Below are 18,710 nucleotides of genomic sequence, written 5' to 3' on the forward strand. Positions count from 1 at the left end.
ATCCCAAAATTAGGAGGTCAAGAGCTTTTTAATGCATGAATTCTTTAAATTGGAAAGAAATTCCTATTTATATGGGGAAGCAATCTGAACTATCCGTAAATTGATGTGTGAGATAAGTTGAAGGCGGTAAAAATAATCAACTATTCATTTAAAAATTCTAATTATACAAATATAGATTAATTGTTTATTTATTGCTCATAGAACACTATCTATATTTGTCTAGGTTGCTAAAATTCGCGCAATTTTGAATAGAATTGGTGCGTGACGTGTTTGAGAAGTTAGCAGAACAAAGCCTGAACCTGATGGGTTGGGAAATTGATAACCATTGGCCCCTAGATTTAGACCAATGTGTCATGATTGCTGCTCCTCATACCAGTAATTGGGATGCATTGTATGCGCGACTGGCCTTAAAAGCATTGGGCGTAAATGTTCGCTTAACCATTAAAGATAGTTACATGAAATTGCCATTTGGGCCTTTTGTGCGTGCTATGGGCGGTATCGGGATTGATCGCCGTCCTAAACAGCCGGGTGAGCCTCGTCCGAGCATGGTTCAGCTGATGACAGACTTATTCAAGACTCATCCTAAACTGGTCATGCTGGTCACGCCAGAAGCAACGCGTGCAAAGCAGGAACAGTGGAAGACAGGTTTTTATCATGTAGCGATTAATGCAGGTGTGCCGATTGCATTGGCCTATATGGACTATGCCAAGAAGAAAACTGGCGTAGGTAAAATCGTTTATCCGACAGGGGATTATGAAAAAGATATGGCAGAAATCATGGCATTTTATGCAGAGATTCAACCAAAATTCCCTGAATGCTTTAGTGTAGATCAGCGCTATTATCAGAATTAAAATTGAGTTGAAAAAAAGCAGGAAAATTCTCCTGCTTTTTTATTGCCTAATAATCATGAAGATTGACAGACTTAAGAGGCATGTTCAGAAGTCGGCAAAATTCCACCCAGATTTTGGCAGGCATCTTTATACAGATCATATTGCTGTTCCACCACTTCATGCAATGGCAGGTCAAATAACTCTTCACCTTGATGATACTGTTTGATATAAGACTCGACTTTGGATTTGCTGCTATACAACATCTGCTGATAATAGTCGGTCATACTGCTATGTGGCATTTGGGCGGTATCTACCTTGGCACAATAGAAATTTTGCAGTAATTGTTCTGATTTTTTCAAATCGCTGGACATACAACCTGCCAGTAGCAAGGTACTGAGCAATGTCGTGATAAATTTCATGGAAAGTAGACTAAAGGCTTTATGGGGGCGCACTATTGTAGAAGTAAAACCCGGTCACAAAACCTTTTTAATCTACCAAATGGTTAAAAAATAGAACAACAGAATTTGAAAATTCAAGTCCATTCTCTAAACATTTAACCTTTGACCAGCCCGCCATCTACAATCAGGTTTTGTCCTGTGACGGCACGTGAATAAGGTGACAAAAACATCAGGATTGCAGCAGCAAATTCTTCTGGTGTAATTACGCGGCGTAAAGGCGTCGATTGAGCAATCAGGTCAAAGACAATGTCAGGTGTGGCCTTACTGGCATCCGTGGTTTGTAACAGGCCACCAGAGAGCATATTCACATTGATGCCATATTGTCCCAAGTCCTGCGCCGTGGTGCGGGTAAAGGCCAATAATGCAGCTTTGGCGGTGGTATAGTCATGATAAGGAACCACCGGATTTTGCACCAGGTTTGTACCAATATTCACGATCCGGCCAAACCCTGCCTGTTTCATATCATCCAGTGCGGCTTGTGTAGTATTTAAGGCAGCCTGTACTGCACCGCTAAATTGCCGTTGCAACATATCCCAAGTCAGCGTTTCTACTTTAGGGCGTGCATCACCATTAAATTCAAATTGAATCAGTGCGTTATTGATTACAGCATGAATCGCTTCCCCGAAATGGGTTTTAGCTGCGGCAAATAAAGCGCGGACCTGATCAGTTTGAGTGACATCTGCCTGATAAATAAATACCTGTTCAGGATACTGCTGGGCCAGCTGTTCAGCTTGCTGCTGACTGCTATGATAATTGACGACCACGCGCGCGCCCTCAGCCAGTAAAGCCTGAGTAATGGCTAAACCCAAACCACGTGCACCACCAGTAACAAGAACAATCTGATCACGAATCTGCATAATGATGATCTATATTTACAAAGATTGGCCTTAACATAGCAGTTATTTCAACGGATTCAAGCTTTAGCGGGGAAGACAGACTCAGCTTGATCTTGCGCTTAAATGAATTGGGGCGCTAATAGAAAACAGCCTGCGCTCAAGAGTAAACTTAAGATCATGCGTTTGAACAGTAATTCTGAAATTTTATAAAATAGCTTTGCGCCTAAAATCGCCGGAATACTCACAAAAACAATCAGCAATGCCAGATACGGTAAATGGCTTTGATTGATCAGGCCTTGCCATAGATACGTACCCAGCGTGAAGAGCTGAATTGCAAAATTAAAATGCCGCAAAATATAGCGCTGCTGGGTTTTGGGTAATTGTTTTAACATCACCAAGGCCGAAGGAATGGCACCGCAAAAACCGCCCAGTCCTCCTAAAATTCCGCCAATAAAACCGATGCAGCTATCAGTCAATTTTCCTGAATGCTGAATTGTTTTGAACTGCGGATTGAATAGCATCACCGGACACCACAGTACCAGAAAAAATCCCAAGATCATCTTAAAGGTATCTGCTTGAATGATCTGCAACAGATAAGTACCCAGCGGCACGCCAATCAGACCAGCAATCAGATAAGGCAGCACCAACTGCCTGGATAAAACCGACTGCTTTTGTTCCTGATTGAGTGAAATTACATGACTCCAGATCAAGGCAAATATTAGCAAGGGTGCGGCCAGTTGCGGAGGCAGCACCCAGACTCAGAAAGACATGGCGATCAGGGCAAAGGCAAAGCCGGTCAGCCCCTGGACAAAACCTGCGACCATTGCACCAAGAATAAATAACAGCCAAGTCATAAAGATCAGGTCATAAGCAAAGGCAGCAGTATTCTCAAGATTTAAACAAAAGCCAAGCTTCCATTTAGCTGGATTTATGCAAATGAAAGTTCAAATTCTCATAAAAGCATGAATGCTAATTAAGAAAAAAGAGGTTTACGGCCATGCATAAAACATGCATAAATCTCTACAAGAGTGCAACAATGGCTCCGTTCACTCTCCATGAACTCGCCTGATACTGACAGAGTGCAGTAAGAGGTGATGGACATGATGAAAAAAGTGATATTACTTTCTGTATTGGCTGTGTCATTAACCGGTTGTGTGGTTGATCCTTGGGATGATGATTATCGTGGCAACAGAGATCGTAATGGACATTATGATCGAGACCACAGAAATCATGACTGGAAAAATAAGGACCATAAAGATCATCGGGATTGGAAACGTGACCGAGATAACCGCGACTGGCGCCGTGATCGTTAATCACAGTCTTTAAATTTGACTGACTACAATGACAAAAAGGATTCCACTGAGGAATCCTTTTTTAATGGCTCTTCAAAACAATTTAAATTAAGAAATACTTTTTTGATAAAGCCCCGCACGAACTGTACCGGCTTTGGTATTTTTAATTAAACGCCATGAGGACGGTAATTTAAGTAATTGTAAATCACGATCTGCTTCTACATAAATATAGGCATTGTCCTTGATCAGAGGATCTGCCTTTAGCGCTAGTTCTTCCCATAAATCCAGGCTATATGGCGGATCTAGAAAAACCAGATCAAACTGTGCCTGAAGGGTAGACAAAGCTTGCTGCGCCGTAGCCACTTTTAATTGTGCACGTGCTTTGGTGACTTTTAAAAGTTCCAGATTTTGGGTCAGAAATTGTGCCTGAGTACGATCCGGCTCAATCATCACCACTGATGCAGCACCACGCGATAATGCCTCAAATGCCAATGCCCCAGAACCGGCACAAATATCCAACACCTGGGCATTTTGTACATCCCACATCAGCCAATTAAACAGTGTTTCCCGAACACGGTCAGGCGTCGGGCGCAAACCCTCAATGCTGGCAAAAGGCAGTTGGCGGCGTTTCCAGTCACCACCAATAATTCGAAGCTGGTTTTTCATCTTTAATCTCGCTCTACCGGTGTCGGAGCAGGTGTTGCTGCGGGAGATGCAGCCGTATTTGCAGAAGTCGGAGCAGCATTGTCGGGCTGGTCACTGGCTGGAACGGCACTAGATGCTGCATCCTGACTCAACATGCCTGCACCACTTGGCAATTCAGCTGGCTTGATTCCGGCCGTCATCAGACCACCACTTAATTGGTGGCCTTGTGGGCGTACCGGATTTTTATCTTTATGCAGTAACCAGTAATCAAAAATTGGACGGGCCAGAGCCGTTGCGGCACTACCACCGCGACCATTTTCCAGAATAACTGCAATCGCGATTTCAGGATTTTCAGCAGGTGCAAAACCGACAAACAGGCCATGATCCAGCTGACGATCGGTCAATAAGGATTCATTATAGCGCTTGCCCTGAGCAATACTTTTTACCTGTGCCGTACCGGTTTTTCCGGCAATAGAATATTGTAAGCCGCTTTTGATGCCTCGGCCTGTACCGGATTGAATTACGTCCACCATCGCATCACGCATTTTGATCCAGTCTTCTTCCTGACCGTTAAAATCGATCTTGCCATGCGTGCCATTATGCACCTTGAACGGTTTGGCACCGCGACTTTCGCGCAGAACATGGGGAATGACTTTATTGCCATGGTTGGCGGTAATGGCTGTGGCCATAGCCAGCTGTAATGGCGTAGAGGTAAAAGCACCCTGACCAATACTGACGGAAATGGTTTCACCGCGTGACCATTTGGCCTTGCGGGTACGCATTTTCCATTCCGGATTTGGATACAGTCCTGAGCTTTCACTTGGTAAGTCCACGCCGGTTTTTTCACCAAAGCCAAACTGACGCATCCAGGTATTCATTTTTTCAATACCCATGCGGTAGGACATGACATAGAAATAAGTATCACAGGAGACGACTTGGGCCTTATGCATATTCACTGCGCCATGCCCGGATTTTTTATGGTCACGGAAACGGTGACTGTCTCCCGGTAGGCTGAAATAACCCGGATCAGAAATAGTGGTATCCCAGTCGACCAGACCATGATGCAGACCACCGAGCGCAAACATTGGCTTGATAGTAGACCCGGGCGGATAAACCCCTTGCACGGCACGGTTATATAAAGGTTGATCAAGGTTATCACGCAGGAGTGAATAATCTTTGGTGCTGATCCCGGTCACAAACAGGTTCGGGTTAAAACTTGGACTAGAGACCAGCGCCAGAATTTCTCCGGTTTTAGGATTCATCGCTACAATTGCGCCACGACGCCCAGCCAGCTGTTCTGAAGCTACTACCTGTAAGCCGTAATCGAGTGACAGGAACAGATCATTACCACGTACCGGATCTTTACGGCCCAAATGACGCAGCACATTACCAAAGGCATCTGCTTCTACCGATTCATTTCCCGGCACACCATGTAAAAGTTCTTCATAGGATTTTTCCACACCGATTTTTCCGATCAGGTTGGTTCCAGCATAGAGATCCTTATCAATTGATTTCAGTTCTTTGTCATTAATCCGACCGACATAACCAATCACATGTGCGAACAGGTCACCATGCGGATAGTAGCGGGTCATCTGGGTTTCAATATTCACGCCCGGAAATTGATATTTCACTTCACTGAAACGGGCAATATCATTTTCATTCAGGTTGAGCTTGATTGAAACCCGTTCGGTTTTACGTGCTGTTTTAATCCGGGTTTGAAAGCGTTCCAGGTCTTCTTCGGTCAATTCCAGAATCGGTTTCAGGCGTTCGAGCGTTTGATCGATATCCTGTACGTCGGCACGACTTAAAGTGGCAGTAAATACTGGATAGTTATCGGCCAGCAACACGCCGTTACGGTCATAAATATAACCACGCGCTGGCGGCAAAGGTTGTAGACGAATCCGGTTCTCATCAGAAGCTGTAGTAAAGCTTTCAAAGTTGAACAGTTGCAAATAGGCATAGCGGCTGACCAGCAGCAGCATAAAGAAAATGACAATCCCCATGGAAATCAAGACTCGACTGCGATAGATGCGCTTTTCTTGTTGTGCGTTTTTTAAAGGAAAGTGCTGCTTCATACGCGATCGACTTAAGACCTGAGAGTGGTAGAAAAGAATCAAAGTGGAGTATTCTAACGCAACTGCACTTGATTTGATAATGAAAAACTGCCCTTACAATCAGTTCCTTTAAGCTTTGACTTTGCAGACATTAAAATTGTAAAGTGCTGTATATAAGAGTTGTGATAATTCTGCTAGAGTAAAATCTAATAAAAATAGGACTATACCAAAAACTATAATTAAGGAAGATGGTGAAGGAATGAACAAGGTTTACCCTTTGTTAGCGTTTGCATTGTGGGCGAACGGGGCTTATGCACATGATCAGATTAATAATACTGCAACCAAAATAGAGCCTGCTCAGGCAAAAGCCTTTAATGTGGGTGTTGGTTTTACCCAGAAATTACTGCATTTAAATACCGAATGGGTGAACCCTTATGGGATTGCTTATGTGAAAGGTGGTGTTTTTCTGGATGATGATCGTACGATTGGCGGCCAGGCAGGCTTTCGTTATCCAGCACACCTCACCGGCAAAGACAAAAATGGTTATTATGTCGGGGTTTATGCCGGTCATATCGACAGCAAACAGGTTGATGGCGAGTATGAAGGCCGTTTAGGTGCTGGCGTTGATTTGGCCTATGTTTTGCTTAGTTCAGAACGGATCAGCAGTTTTAGTATCGGGATCGGTGCCGGAGAGAAACTCGAAGACCGAAATGGTCGTGCTGTGGCTGAAACAGAACCCCGGCTACAATTTTCCTATACTTTAAGTATCGGTTTATAGACAAAATATTCGACCTTATTAATATGTGTATTCTGTGAACAAAAAATTAAATATGGAAGTTATGCATGCTTGAGTACGTCAACGAGTTGTGGCAAACCTTTGTAAACCGCCCGGATTTTTGGGCCGTGCTCAGCATTATTCCAGTGACTGCATTTGTAACCTGGGCTCACGTCTGGATGGCGCTGAAAATGGTCTTTTATCCGATCAATTTTTGGGGTTTCCATCTCGGGCCTTTACCTGTGGGCTGGCAAGGGATTGTGCCACGCAAAGCTGGACGTATTTCAGGCATTATTACCGATAACACACTGTCAAAATTAGGCTCTATCCGCGAATTTTTACAGGCGATGGATCCGGATGATATGGCACGCATCATTGGCGAGCAGGTCGGTTTCGAACTGGAACACCTGATTGATGAAGTGATGATGGATCGCAATGCGGTGCTCTGGGAAAACCTACCTTTTGCTATTAAGCGCAGAATTTATGCACAAGCACAAAAACAAATGCCGGCAATTTTGCGTGAATTAGTGACTGAGCTGACCATGAACGTCGAGTCACTTGTAGATATGCGTGAAATGGTAGTGAGCCAGATGGAAGGCGACCGTCGCTTGATGGTGCGTATGTTCCTGAAGGTGGGTCAAAAAGAGATCAATTTTATCTGGCATATCAGTGCCCTCATCGGGATGTTCTTTGGGATTTTCCAGATGATTGTCTGGTTTGTAGTGCCGTGGCACTGGACTGTACCGTTCTGGGCTGCGATCTGGGGCTTTTTGACCAACTGGATCGCGATCTGGATGGTATTCAACCCACTCTATCCACACCCAGTAAAGTACCCGCAATTCTTTGCCCGTACCACAAATCGCAAGTTTCCGTGGATTAAGCCGGTGATTCCTCGTATCGGCACCTATAACATACAAGGCGCATTTATGAAACGTCAGGATGAAGTCTCTGACGTCTTCGCAAGTGTAGTCACAGAAGACCTGATTACGTTAAAATCGATCATGACCGAGATGATGTATGGCGGCAGAAAAGACAAAACCCGCCGCATTATCAAACGTCATATTAATGAAATTATGGAAACACCCCTGGTTCGGACCTCTTTACAGCTGTCTTTAGGACCAAAAGAGTATGCAAAACTCAAGACGGACTTGATCGATCGCTCGATTGAAATTACGATGGTACCTGTATGCGACCCAGCATTTAATGCGAGCCGTGCACAGAAAATCTATCAAATGTTTAGAGACCGCATACGTGAGTTGACTCCGAAGGAGTTTCAGAATCTTTTACGTCCTGCATTTCAGGAAGATGAATGGATTCTGATTTTATTGGGTGGGGTAACCGGTTTTGTCGCGGGTTTAATCCATTTGTTTGTGGCTTTCTTATAATGAGATGTCGGGGGACACAATCGGGTGATTGTGGTCGTGGCGTCATACATATTGTTTAAATGAGGATGTTTATATATGCGCATTATCTTACTCGGACCACCTGGAGCAGGTAAAGGTACACAAGCTCAGTTGATCTGTAAGCGCTACAATATCCCACAAATTTCAACCGGTGATATGCTCCGTGCTGCAATTCGTGAAGGAACTGAATTAGGTCTACAAGCTAAAAGTGTCATGGACAATGGCGGTTTGGTTTCTGATGAGTTGATCATTGGTCTGGTGAAAGAGCGCATTGCGCAACCTGACTGTGTAAACGGCTGCATTTTTGATGGTTTCCCGCGTACCATTCCTCAAGCAGAAGCCTTGGAAAAAGAAGGCATTGCAATTGATCACGTGATTGAAATTGATGTACCAGATGAAGAAATCGTACAACGTCTTTCTGGCCGTCGTCAGCATCCTGCATCTGGCCGTGTCTATCACATCGTTTACAACCCGCCAAAAGTGGAAGGTAAAGATGACGAAACGGGTGAAGATCTGGTTCAACGTCCTGATGACCAGGAAGCAACCATTCGTAAGCGTCTAGGTTCTTACCATACTGAAACCGAGCAACTGGTTGGTTTCTACCAAGGCCGTGCAGCGTCTGGTGAAAATGCACCAACTTATGACAAGCTAAATGGTTTACGTCCAATCGATGAAGTTCAAACTGATCTTTTCGCGATTCTGGATCAGGCAAAATAATCGGCTGACGATGATTTTGACAATCGGAGAGCCCTAAGTCATATTAGGGCTCTTTTTTATTGCGTATTTGAACAGGGTACTTGTTGCTATGAAATTTGGCGTATTGGTGTTGATGGTAGTCTTTCTGGCAGTATTGGTAGGTCTGTTCTATTTCAGTTTTAAAATGCTCAACAAAGTACGTCAGGAAGAACGTGCTGAAAATGCAGCAAAGCGACCTGAGCGCCAGCTCCATCCAAAATTACAAGCCGAACTTGAACAGCGCAAGCAGCAGGAAAAGGCTGAACAAGATCAGGATAAATAATCCATAATAGTTCAGCTCAGCTAAGAATTTGGTTTGAACGAAAAGCACTCTTCTCATAGTCGATAAAAAGGTGACACATTGGTCACCTATTTTTATCCCAGCTTGATCACGCCGTTCTATTCAGCAAGCTCAATATTTTTCACTGCAATTTGGCGGGCTGCACCAAATTCAAACCGATCCGGCCAGTTACACACATCGGATACTACACATTCATGACATTTCGGTTTGCGCGCAATACACGTATAACGACCGTGTAAAATCAGCCAGTGATGTGAATCAATGATAAATTCCTTGGGAATGACTTTGACCAGACGGTGTTCAACTTCCAACACATTTTTGCCAACCGCTAGTCCGGTACGGTTACCTACCCGGAAAATATGGGTATCAACCGCCATGGTCGGCTGACCAAAGGCCGTATTCAGTACCACATTCGCCGTTTTACGACCTACACCCGGCAGGGCTTCAAGATCCGCACGATTATCCGGTACGATGCTGTTGTGCTTCTGAATCAGCATCTCACAGGCTTTAATCACGTTGACCGCTTTCGAGTTATATAAACCAATGGTCTTGATATATTCCTTCAAGCCGTCCACACCCAGCGCATAAATGGCTTCCGGTGTATTGGCGACTGGAAAGAGTTTGTCTGTGGCTTTGTTGACGCTGACATCGGTAGCTTGAGCAGAGAGCGTGACCGCGACCAGTAATTCAAAAGGACTAGAATAATTTAGTTCGGTTTTCGGATTGGGACGCTGTTCACGCAGGCGTTCAAAAAAGGTCTGAATCTGCTTTTTGGTCATGTTTTTAATGGGCTTGGCCTTTGCTGTGGTCATGTTCTATCCCTGTAAAGCCTGTAATTGCTGTGTCAGTTCTTCCAGTTGGGTACGTTTTCGAGCATCTTCACGAACCGAAAGCTGTTTTTCCAGTTTTTTAATTTGGGTACGTAATTTTGCCAGTTCAATCGTGGTTTTGGAGTCGAGGGCTACAGGTACATGCTCTGGCTTGCTCGCGACTTCAATCACGGGAAGTTGCTCATTTAAAGCTGAGAAACGGGCAAACAGGGCAGTATCGATTTCTGCACGGACCACAGGTCCCTTACGATCGGTACGCCGTTTTTCTTCACGCTGGATGTGTGCATAGTAGCGTTGACGTAAATCCTCCTGTTCCGCAATGCGCTGTGCTTCAGTTGGTAAAGGCTGATCATCTTCAACCAGATCAATGCAGTCCACAGGACAAGGGGGAATACATAACTCACAGCCGGTACAGAGGTCGGTCAGAATGGTATGCATCAGTTTGCCGGAACCAATAATTGCATCGACCGGGCAGGCGCTAATACATTTGGTACAGCCGATACATTCATCTTCACGAATAACCGCTTTGATGCGCTGAGGACGACCATCGGATTGAACTGGCCAGACACTTTCTTCAGCTTGAAGTTTAGGACGATTTAATAATGTAGCCAGAGCATCGGCAACAGGCTGTCCGCCTGGCACACATTTATTGGCATTTTCCCCCTCAGCAATCGACTGGGCATAAGGTAAACATCCGTCACGATGACCGCAGAGTCCACATTGGGTTTGAGGGAGTAAAGCATCAATCGATTGGACCAGAGAAATGGGCGAATTCATGTATAACCAGCGTTACTCATGGCAAGCATGAGAGAGTAAGTGAAACAAAATATGTCGATTCATCAATTTTAACATATTTTTAAACTCCTAAGTCGTGCGCAATTAAGGGTCAACTTGTGCCTTATTATTAGGCATAAATCTGAATGTAAGCCTTGATTCGATTGGCATTTCCTGACATAGAAAAAATTTTCATAATCAATATAAATATTTGTTATCAAATTAATTTTAAAGTATTTTCAAAAAAAGTATTGTAGATTAGTTACAAAAGATATTTAATATTTTGCGCCAAAATTTAACATTGATTGTAAATTTGACCAATTTTGATCCATTTTCTGCTGAGGATTAAGCGTTGAAATACAACACACTTAATGAGTTCCTAGATTACGTAAAATCACGTGATGCACATCAACCAGAATTTCTTCAAGCTGTAGAAGAAGTGATGACCAGTTTGTGGCCGTTCATTGAAAAGAACCCACAATACGCAGCACATGGTTTACTAGAACGTCTAGTTGAGCCAGAACGTGCGATCCAGTTCCGAGTTTCTTGGGTAGATGACCAAGGTCAGACTCAAGTAAACCGTGCGTTCCGCGTACAGTACAACTCAGCGATCGGTCCATTTAAAGGTGGTATGCGTTTCCACCCTTCAGTGAATCTTTCAATCCTAAAATTCTTAGGCTTTGAGCAAACATTTAAAAATGCTTTAACCACACTTCCTATGGGTGGCGGTAAAGGCGGTTCTGATTTTGACCCTAAAGGCAAATCAGAAGGCGAAATCATGCGTTTCTGCCAGGCTTTAATGATCGAGCTGTATCGTCACCTTGGTGCGAACACAGATATCCCTGCAGGTGATATTGGTGTAGGCGGTCGTGAAGTGGGCTACATGGCCGGCATGATGAAAAAATTAAGTAACGATACGGCATGTGTATTCACTGGTAAAGGTTTAACTTTCGGTGGTTCATTGGCACGTCCGGAAGCAACGGGTTACGGTACTGTGTATTTCGCTGAGGAAATGCTTAAGTCTCGTGGCGAAAGCTTCAAAGATAAAGTCGTTGCGATTTCAGGTTCTGGTAACGTTGCGCAATATGCTGCTGAAAAAGCAATGTACCTCGGTGCGAAAGTGGTTTCACTTTCTGACTCTGCCGGTACAGTTCACGTTAAAGACGGTTTCACTGAGGCGCTTCTTGCTGAAGTCATGGAACTTAAAAATGTAAAACGTGGCCGTATTTCAGAATTCGCGTCTAAACATGGTTTCGAATATCTTAAAGGACAACGTCCTTGGGGTATCAAGTGTGATATCGCATTGCCATGTGCGACTCAAAACGAACTTGATGCAGACGACGCTGCTCAGCTTCTTGCAAACGGTGTAATCTGTGTGGCTGAAGGTGCGAACATGCCTTCTACACTTGAAGCTGTTGAGAAGTTCGTTGAAGCGAAAATTCTTTATGCGCCAGGTAAAGCATCAAATGCAGGTGGTGTTGCAACTTCTGGTCTGGAAATGTCGCAAAACGCATTGCGTTTAGGCTGGACTTTCGAAGAAGTTGATGAGCGTTTACACGCAATCATGAAAGAAATTCACCGTAACTGTGTGAAATTCGGTACTAAAGAAGACGGTACTGTGAACTATGTTGACGGTGCAAACATTGCGGGCTTCGTAAAAGTTGCTGATGCAATGCTTGCTCAAGGCGTATTCTAAGTCTGACTTAGTCTAAGCTGAAAAAACCGGGGCTGTTGCCTCGGTTTTTTTATATCTGGTATTTTTAGCCTTAAAGAGCACCCTTAACTATTTCACGCTCAACCGCCATATCAAAAATATAGGCATATTTCGATTGATCAGCTGCCGGATGCTTAATTTCAAAACGTTTGACCCGAATAATCTGCCGCTCATTCTGTGAATGCTGAAAACCTTCGATCTGGTCATAGAATAAAGTCCAGTCCTTATCCACCTGAGTTTTCAGGCCATTCTGATCATATTTCACTTCTTTGACTTGCAAGCAGCTTTGTTGGGTTACGCCGGTACATTGTTTGGTATCGGGGGAAATTTCCAGAAAAATTGTTTCAGCCTGTCCTTGGTATTTGGTTTCCGGAGTCATTTTCCCGATAAATTCATAGGTTTGACCATTTGCGGCCATCAACATTAGGGTCGGCTTGTCAGGATCTGTGGTATTGAGCGTAAAAGGAATGTCACGCTTCTGTAAAAGTTGGCTGACAAAACGTTCCTGCTCCATCAATGCTGCATCACAGGCCATTTCAGTGCCTATAACTTCGCTGGTGGTGATGATATTGTTTTTGACTGACCAGGTCGTCCCGAGTCCATTACAGCCCGTCACGGCGCTCAGCCGGCCTTGAGCGTTGAAACTCAGTACAACGGGTCGTTCTAGTCCACGATTCAGTTCCCAGTAATAGGCTGGAAGAATCTGATCTGCATTTTTTTGTTGGATGGTGGCCACCGCAAGATCTCCAGCTCGTTGAATATCACTGGACTGACAGCCTGCAAAAGTTAAAGGCAATAATGCCAGCACAATAAATTTTAATTTCATGGACTTATAATGAAGTATATAAAGTTCAAACAATAATAATGGATGTATTGCAAAACAATATGGATACATTTCGCAGCTTTAAGTTGAAAAATGTATCCATCATTAAGATTTTAGCGCTGAAGCAAGATTAATCGAAGCGATAAATATCCATGCCGAGTGAACCCATGGTAAAACTGCTATGCACCAAACTAAAACGCTGACCTGTGCCCATTGCAAAGAAAATCGGAGCAAAGTGTTCCAGTGTTGGATGATTACGCGCCATATGCGGAATATTGGACCAGTCCAGTACCGCATCATAATCGCTATGCGTCAGTTTATGCACCACAAAATTACGGAAGCCTGAGGCCCATTCGGGTACATCAGCAGCCGATCCATCCCAAGACAGTTCACGTAAATTATGGGTAATACTGCCCGAACCAATCAGCAGGATTTGCTGTTCACGTAAAGGTGCAAGACTTTGACCAATCTGATAAATCTCATCCGCGCTCATCGACATGGGTAAGGAAATTTCTACCACGGGAATGTTGGCATCTGGATACATATGTAGCAGTGGCATCCATACGCCATGATCACGCGGACGGGTACTGTTGGCATGTGCAGAAAAGCCGGCATTGGCCAGCAAGCCTAAGACTTTTTCGGCCAGTTCAGGATTTCCCGGTGCAGGATAGCGCAATTGATACAGTTCAGGCGGGAAACCACGAAAATCATGCCAGGTTTCTGGGCGAATTGCGCTACTCACTTCCAGCGCATCACTTTCCCAGTGCGCGGACATCACAATAATCGCTTCCGGGCGTGGCAGATTTTCGCTCAAACGATGCAAGGCAGGACCCACTTGTTCTGGATTCAGCGCCAGCATAGGAGAGCCATGAGAAATAAATAAGCCGGGCAACGTTTGTAAGTTCATAAGTCAAACCACATCTGGAAGATGCCTCAATAATGCATGAAAAATAGAAATAAGAGCAGAAGAGATTATTCAACAAAACGTTGCATATAAAGAACGCTTCAGCAAAATCATTAGCCTGCTCGGTGATAAGGATGGTTGTTATTGATGCTCATGGCACGATAAAGCTGCTCGATCAGCATGACACGTACCAGTGGATGCGGCAGGGTTAACTTGGAAAGTGACCAGTGCCATGCAGCAGCTTTACGCACGGCTTCTGAGTGACCATCCGGCCCGCCAATCGCAAGTGCTACATCATTGCCTTCCAGCATCCAGCCTTTCATGGTTTCAGCCAGTTTTTCGGTACTGAATTCGCGTCCGCCCACTTCTAGTGCAATCAGGGTTTCATTCTGCTTGAGCGCATTTAAAATGCTGTCGCCCTCAATATTGCGGTATTTCAGAATATCCGCTTCAGAATCATTTTTCCCGCGCTTGGCCATCGGCAGTTCAATAATCTGGGTCTGTACAAAAGGCTGAATACGTTTGAAATAATCTTCAAAACCAGTCAGCACCCACGCTGGCATTTTTTGACCAATGGTCAGGATACGGATTTTCATACAGACAGATCAATAATTGGATACCTCATTATAACGATCAAACAACATGAAGTTGAGCAGGGAAACAAATTGAAATTGAAATGAGAGATTTAGTGTTGCTTTAATGTCCTTAGTTCAAGTATCCGCTTGATAAAGGAATGGAATAATAATAAATGCGGAACAGTGTCATGATAAAAGGATGTTGTACTGTGCTGCTGTTACTGATAGGCCTCATGGGGCCTAGTCTCTGTGCAGCCAATTCGAGCAAAAATGCTCAGGTCTCTCATCTGGAATTATTTTTTAGCCAGATCATGAGTGTCGATGAATACCGAAATTATAAAAATCTAAAAGAGCTGAATCGGGTATCTGCCTGGATCAAAGGGCAGATGCAGCGCTTTGGTATTCCATGCCAGTTTCAGGTTTATGTGGTCAATAACCTGAGTTACCGAAATGTCATCTGTAGCTTGGATACTCAAGCCAAAACCAAGATGGTGATGGGGGCACATTATGATGTCTTTAGTGCCCGAAACGGTGCTGATAATAATGCCTCAGGGGTAGCGGGTTTACTGGAAACTGCAAGATTACTGGCCCTGCAAAAATCCAAGCTCAAACATGATGTCGAATTTGCTTTCTATACGCTTGAAGAGCCGCCTTTTTTCAAGACAGAACATATGGGCAGTTATATGCATGCCAAGTCTTTAAAAAAGCAGAAGCAGAAAATTGAGGGCGTGGTGATTCTGGATTCGATTGGTTATTTTGATGAACATCAGGTGCAGAGCTATCCGGTGGGATTAAAATGGATTTATCCACGACATGGCAATTTCATTGCAGCCATTGGGCATTTAGCCTCAACTGGCCTGACTGGAGATTATTGTGATGCCATGCAGCGTTTTAACCGTCTGGAATGTCAACGCTTTGTCAGCCCAAGTTTTGCTCAGGATATGAATTTCTCGGGCTATCTGAATTATGCCAAATTCAACTATTCGACCATGCTGATTACCGATACTGCGAGTTATCGTAATCCTTATTACAATACCGAATTGGATACCCTCGACAAGCTTGATCTGAACAAGATGACTCATGTGATTGATGGATTGGTTACGATGGCACTACAGCCATAATTCAGTTGTTTTATTCAATAACTCAATAAAAAACCCTGCCGAAGCAGGGTTTTTTATACGAAACATCAAGTCTTAATGACGCGCTGCTTTCGCTTCTTCTTTGGTTTTCACAATTGGTGCTTTAACCAAGGCTTTTGGCAAAGAGGTCAGTGCCAGCGGTAAAATCTCATCAATCGATTTTACGGCTTTAATTTCTAGACCTTCTTTGACATTTTCTGGAATTTCCGCCAGGTCACGTACGTTTTCCTGTGGAATGAATACCAGCTTGATGCCACCACGATGGGCTGCCAAAAGTTTCTCTTTCAAGCCACCGATACGCAGCGCACGACCGCCCAGACTGGTTTCACCTGTCATCGCGATATCCGGACGAATCGGGATACCCGTGAAAGCAGATACCAGTGCTGTAGTCAAAGCCAAACCTGCCGATGGACCATCTTTCGGTGTTGCGCCTTCAGGTAAATGCACATGCACGTCGGTTTCTTCAAAGCGCGAGGCTTCGATGCCGAGTTCATCCGCACGGGTACGCACTACAGTCATTGCAGCAGTAATCGATTCTTTCATGACATCGCCAAGAGAACCGGTGGTAATGAACTTGCCTTTACCTGGTACTGCTGCAACTTCAATGGTCAGTAATTCACCACCAACAGAAGTCCAAGCCAGACCATTTACACGGCCGATTTGCGCTTCTTCTTCCGCCATACCATAGTCAAATTTATGTGGACCCAAGTAATCTGGAAGATTTCCTGCTGTCACTTCAACCTGAAGATTTTTAGCTTTCTTGCTAACCGCCTCTTTCACCACTTTACGTGCAATTTTTGACACTTCACGTTCAAGGTTACGAACACCGGCTTCACGTGTATAGCGGCGCACGATGTCACGAATCGCTTCTTCATGCACGGTTAATTCTTTGGCACGTAGACCATTGTTCTTGATTGCTTTAGGAACAAGGTAACGGTCCGCAATATTGACTTTCTCTTCTTCGGTATAACCCGGAAGACGAATCACTTCCATACGGTCAAGCAGGGCCTCAGGAATATTCATGCTGTTCGCGGTACAGATAAACATTACTTCAGACAGGTCCAGATCTAGATCCAGATAGTGATCGCTGAACTTATTGTTCTGTGATGGATCAAGTACTTCAAGCATCGCGGAAGCCGGATCGCCACGGTAGTCTTGCGCCATCTTGTCGATTTCATCGAGCAGGAACAACGGGTTTTTTACACCCACTTTAGTCAATGACTGTACGATTTTACCTGGCATCGCACCGATATAGGTACGACGGTGACCGCGAATTTCAGCTTCGTCACGCACGCCGCCCAGCGCCATACGCACGAACTCACGACCAGTTGCTTTGGCAATTGATTCGCCGAGTGAAGTTTTACCCACACCTGGAGGACCAACCAAACACAGAATCGGACCACGCAATTTTTTCACACGAGACTGAACTGCCAGATATTCCACAATGCGATCTTTGACATCGTCCAGACCATAGTGGTCTGCATCCAGAATTTCCTGTGCTTTGTTCAGGTTAATGCTGACTTTGCTGGCTTTATTCCACGGTGTATCTAGAATCACTTCCAGATAGTTGCGTACCACAGCAGCTTCACTCGAAGCAGGCTGCATCGCTTTCAGCTTGCGGAACTCGTTTTCAGCTTTCTTGCGTACATGCTCAGGCAAATCTGCTTCAGCAAGACGTTTTTCAATTTCAGCGACATCATCTTCCGCGCCGCCGTTCATGTCGGAAAGTTCGCGCTGAATGACTTTCATTTTTTCATTCAGGAAGTATTCGCGCTGGTTCTTTTCCATCTGACGTTTAACAGAGTCATGCAGGGTTTGCTCAATCTGTTGTTCTTCAGACTGTTGCAATAGATAAGTCATCAACTCAGTCAAATGCGCTTCGAATTCGTCATGTTCCAGGAATTTCTGTTTGACATCAATATTCAATGGAACACGGGTTGCGACGAAGAACAATAACTGTAATAGATCTTCAATTTTGTTGGCTGCGGTGATCAGTTCACGCGCATTACGAAGTTTCGCTTCTGCATATTGAGCGAAAAGCGCACGTAATTCCTGCAAGCGCACAGCTTGGGTGTCTGCATCGACGCTCACCGTCATTGGGCTGAGTTCATGCTCTGCTGTCAGATACTCAGTTTCGTCAATGATGGTTTTCAGCTTGGCACGGTGTAGGCCTTCGATCAGGACTTTAATACAGTTTTCATCATTTTCGTGATTCACAACTTGCACAATCTTCGCGACAGTACCGTATTGATATAAATTGTCGTGATCAATTTCTTCTGTAAGCGAATCTTTTTGCGCAACTACAAATACTAGATTGTCACTGTTACGAGCCACATCAACTGCATTGATCGATTTTTCACGACCGACAAACAGCGCAATTTGCATATGCGGATAAACCACCACATCACGCAACGCCAAAAGGGGTAGTACACTTGGAACCTGAGGCTCTAAGGTTTCTTGATTCATAATAATTTCAGACATGAGCACTCCTAATGAGTGACAACGGTGTTGCCATGCTTTTAATAGTGATGGGTAATTTTAAAAATACAAGGGCAGTTAAGATTAAATTGTATGAAAAATGACTAATTATGTGATTTTAAAGTAGTTAGCAAGGGTAAAATT

General features: G+C 44.3%; 18 protein-coding genes and 1 pseudogene. 8 read left to right on the top strand and 11 right to left on the bottom strand.

Annotated features, from left to right (window positions below):
* Positions 1–302: 302 nt before the first annotated feature.
* Positions 303–851, top strand: coding sequence for a 1-acyl-sn-glycerol-3-phosphate acyltransferase (locus NI466_RS02185; RefSeq protein ID WP_005246937.1), 549 nt, complete (start codon positions 303–305; stop codon positions 849–851).
* A 71-nt stretch (positions 852–922) separates the two neighbouring features.
* Here NI466_RS02185 and NI466_RS02190 read toward each other — a convergent pair whose 3' ends face one another.
* The 3 genes and pseudogenes from NI466_RS02190 to NI466_RS02200 all read right to left on the bottom strand — a co-directional run bounded on the left by NI466_RS02190 (position 923) and on the right by NI466_RS02200 (position 2,978).
* Positions 923–1,249: a hypothetical protein gene (locus NI466_RS02190; RefSeq protein WP_253172543.1), complete on the bottom strand. Its 327-nt coding sequence runs from the start codon at positions 1,247–1,249 to the stop codon at positions 923–925.
* A gap of 134 nt (positions 1,250–1,383) precedes the next feature.
* Entirely contained in the window at positions 1,384–2,145 is a 762-nt protein-coding gene (locus NI466_RS02195; RefSeq protein ID WP_005246935.1) for a 3-oxoacyl-ACP reductase, read from the bottom strand.
* Positions 2,146–2,243: 98 nt separating this feature from the next.
* Positions 2,244–2,978 (bottom strand): annotated as a pseudogene (locus NI466_RS02200) (sulfite exporter TauE/SafE family protein).
* Positions 2,979–3,224: 246 nt separating this feature from the next.
* On the opposite strand from NI466_RS02200, the gene NI466_RS02205 reads away from it, so the two are divergent.
* Complete coding sequence (locus NI466_RS02205) at positions 3,225–3,437, top strand: hypothetical protein (RefSeq protein ID WP_004646324.1); 213 nt, start codon at positions 3,225–3,227, stop codon at positions 3,435–3,437.
* An 87-nt stretch (positions 3,438–3,524) separates the two neighbouring features.
* On the opposite strand, the gene rsmD is transcribed toward NI466_RS02205, so the two are convergent.
* Both rsmD and mrdA read right to left on the bottom strand, forming a co-directional pair.
* The gene (gene rsmD, locus NI466_RS02210) at positions 3,525–4,082 is read right to left on the bottom strand and encodes a 16S rRNA (guanine(966)-N(2))-methyltransferase RsmD (RefSeq protein WP_004279484.1); all 558 of its coding nucleotides are present in this window, start codon (positions 4,080–4,082) and stop codon (positions 3,525–3,527) included.
* 2 nt (positions 4,083–4,084) lie between these two features.
* A complete protein-coding gene (mrdA, locus tag NI466_RS02215) occupies positions 4,085–6,136 on the bottom strand; it encodes a penicillin-binding protein 2 (RefSeq protein ID WP_253172544.1) in 2,052 nt (683 codons plus the stop codon).
* Between the two features lie 238 nt (positions 6,137–6,374).
* Between mrdA and NI466_RS02220 the strand changes: the two genes are divergently transcribed.
* The 4 genes from NI466_RS02220 to NI466_RS02235 all read left to right on the top strand — a co-directional run bounded on the left by NI466_RS02220 (position 6,375) and on the right by NI466_RS02235 (position 9,311).
* Positions 6,375–6,893: a hypothetical protein gene (locus NI466_RS02220; RefSeq protein ID WP_004279486.1), complete on the top strand. Its 519-nt coding sequence runs from the start codon at positions 6,375–6,377 to the stop codon at positions 6,891–6,893.
* 65 nt (positions 6,894–6,958) lie between these two features.
* On the top strand, positions 6,959–8,275 hold the full coding sequence (locus tag NI466_RS02225; RefSeq protein ID WP_004279487.1) for a DUF445 domain-containing protein: 1,317 nt from the start codon (positions 6,959–6,961) through the stop codon (positions 8,273–8,275).
* 75 nt (positions 8,276–8,350) lie between these two features.
* Positions 8,351–9,010 carry an adenylate kinase gene (gene adk, locus NI466_RS02230; protein WP_004279488.1) on the top strand — a complete coding sequence of 220 codons (660 nt, stop codon included), beginning with the start codon at positions 8,351–8,353 and terminating at the stop codon, positions 9,008–9,010.
* Positions 9,011–9,098: 88 nt separating this feature from the next.
* Positions 9,099–9,311 carry a hypothetical protein gene (locus NI466_RS02235; protein WP_004279489.1) on the top strand — a complete coding sequence of 71 codons (213 nt, stop codon included), beginning with the start codon at positions 9,099–9,101 and terminating at the stop codon, positions 9,309–9,311.
* A 116-nt stretch (positions 9,312–9,427) separates the two neighbouring features.
* Here NI466_RS02235 and nth read toward each other — a convergent pair whose 3' ends face one another.
* Positions 9,428–10,141: an endonuclease III gene (gene nth, locus NI466_RS02240; RefSeq protein ID WP_253172545.1), complete on the bottom strand. Its 714-nt coding sequence runs from the start codon at positions 10,139–10,141 to the stop codon at positions 9,428–9,430.
* 3 nt (positions 10,142–10,144) lie between these two features.
* Positions 10,145–10,936: an RnfABCDGE type electron transport complex subunit B gene (locus tag NI466_RS02245; protein WP_253172546.1), complete on the bottom strand. Its 792-nt coding sequence runs from the start codon at positions 10,934–10,936 to the stop codon at positions 10,145–10,147.
* A gap of 349 nt (positions 10,937–11,285) precedes the next feature.
* On the opposite strand from NI466_RS02245, the gene gdhA reads away from it, so the two are divergent.
* Positions 11,286–12,629, top strand: a complete 1,344-nt coding sequence (gene gdhA / locus NI466_RS02250; RefSeq protein WP_253172547.1) for an NADP-specific glutamate dehydrogenase — start codon at positions 11,286–11,288, stop codon at positions 12,627–12,629.
* A gap of 70 nt (positions 12,630–12,699) precedes the next feature.
* Here the strand turns inward: gdhA and NI466_RS02255 are convergent, their stop codons facing one another.
* The 3 genes from NI466_RS02255 to rlmH form a co-directional block, all read right to left on the bottom strand.
* Positions 12,700–13,473, bottom strand: a complete 774-nt coding sequence (locus NI466_RS02255) for an META and DUF4377 domain-containing protein (protein WP_253147635.1) — start codon at positions 13,471–13,473, stop codon at positions 12,700–12,702.
* 127 nt (positions 13,474–13,600) lie between these two features.
* A complete protein-coding gene (locus tag NI466_RS02260; RefSeq protein ID WP_121979874.1) occupies positions 13,601–14,377 on the bottom strand; it encodes a DODA-type extradiol aromatic ring-opening family dioxygenase in 777 nt (258 codons plus the stop codon).
* A 110-nt stretch (positions 14,378–14,487) separates the two neighbouring features.
* Positions 14,488–14,970, bottom strand: coding sequence for a 23S rRNA (pseudouridine(1915)-N(3))-methyltransferase RlmH (gene rlmH / locus NI466_RS02265; protein WP_004646335.1), 483 nt, complete (start codon positions 14,968–14,970; stop codon positions 14,488–14,490).
* 167 nt (positions 14,971–15,137) lie between these two features.
* On the opposite strand from rlmH, the gene NI466_RS02270 reads away from it, so the two are divergent.
* Positions 15,138–16,070: a M28 family peptidase gene (locus NI466_RS02270; RefSeq protein WP_086043997.1), complete on the top strand. Its 933-nt coding sequence runs from the start codon at positions 15,138–15,140 to the stop codon at positions 16,068–16,070.
* A 72-nt stretch (positions 16,071–16,142) separates the two neighbouring features.
* Here NI466_RS02270 and lon read toward each other — a convergent pair whose 3' ends face one another.
* Positions 16,143–18,569, bottom strand: coding sequence for an endopeptidase La (lon, locus tag NI466_RS02275; RefSeq protein WP_044111574.1), 2,427 nt, complete (start codon positions 18,567–18,569; stop codon positions 16,143–16,145).
* Positions 18,570–18,710 lie beyond the last annotated feature (141 nt).

The organism is Acinetobacter lwoffii (genome assembly GCF_024129595.1).
GTDB lineage: Bacteria > Pseudomonadota > Gammaproteobacteria > Pseudomonadales > Moraxellaceae > Acinetobacter > Acinetobacter lwoffii_O.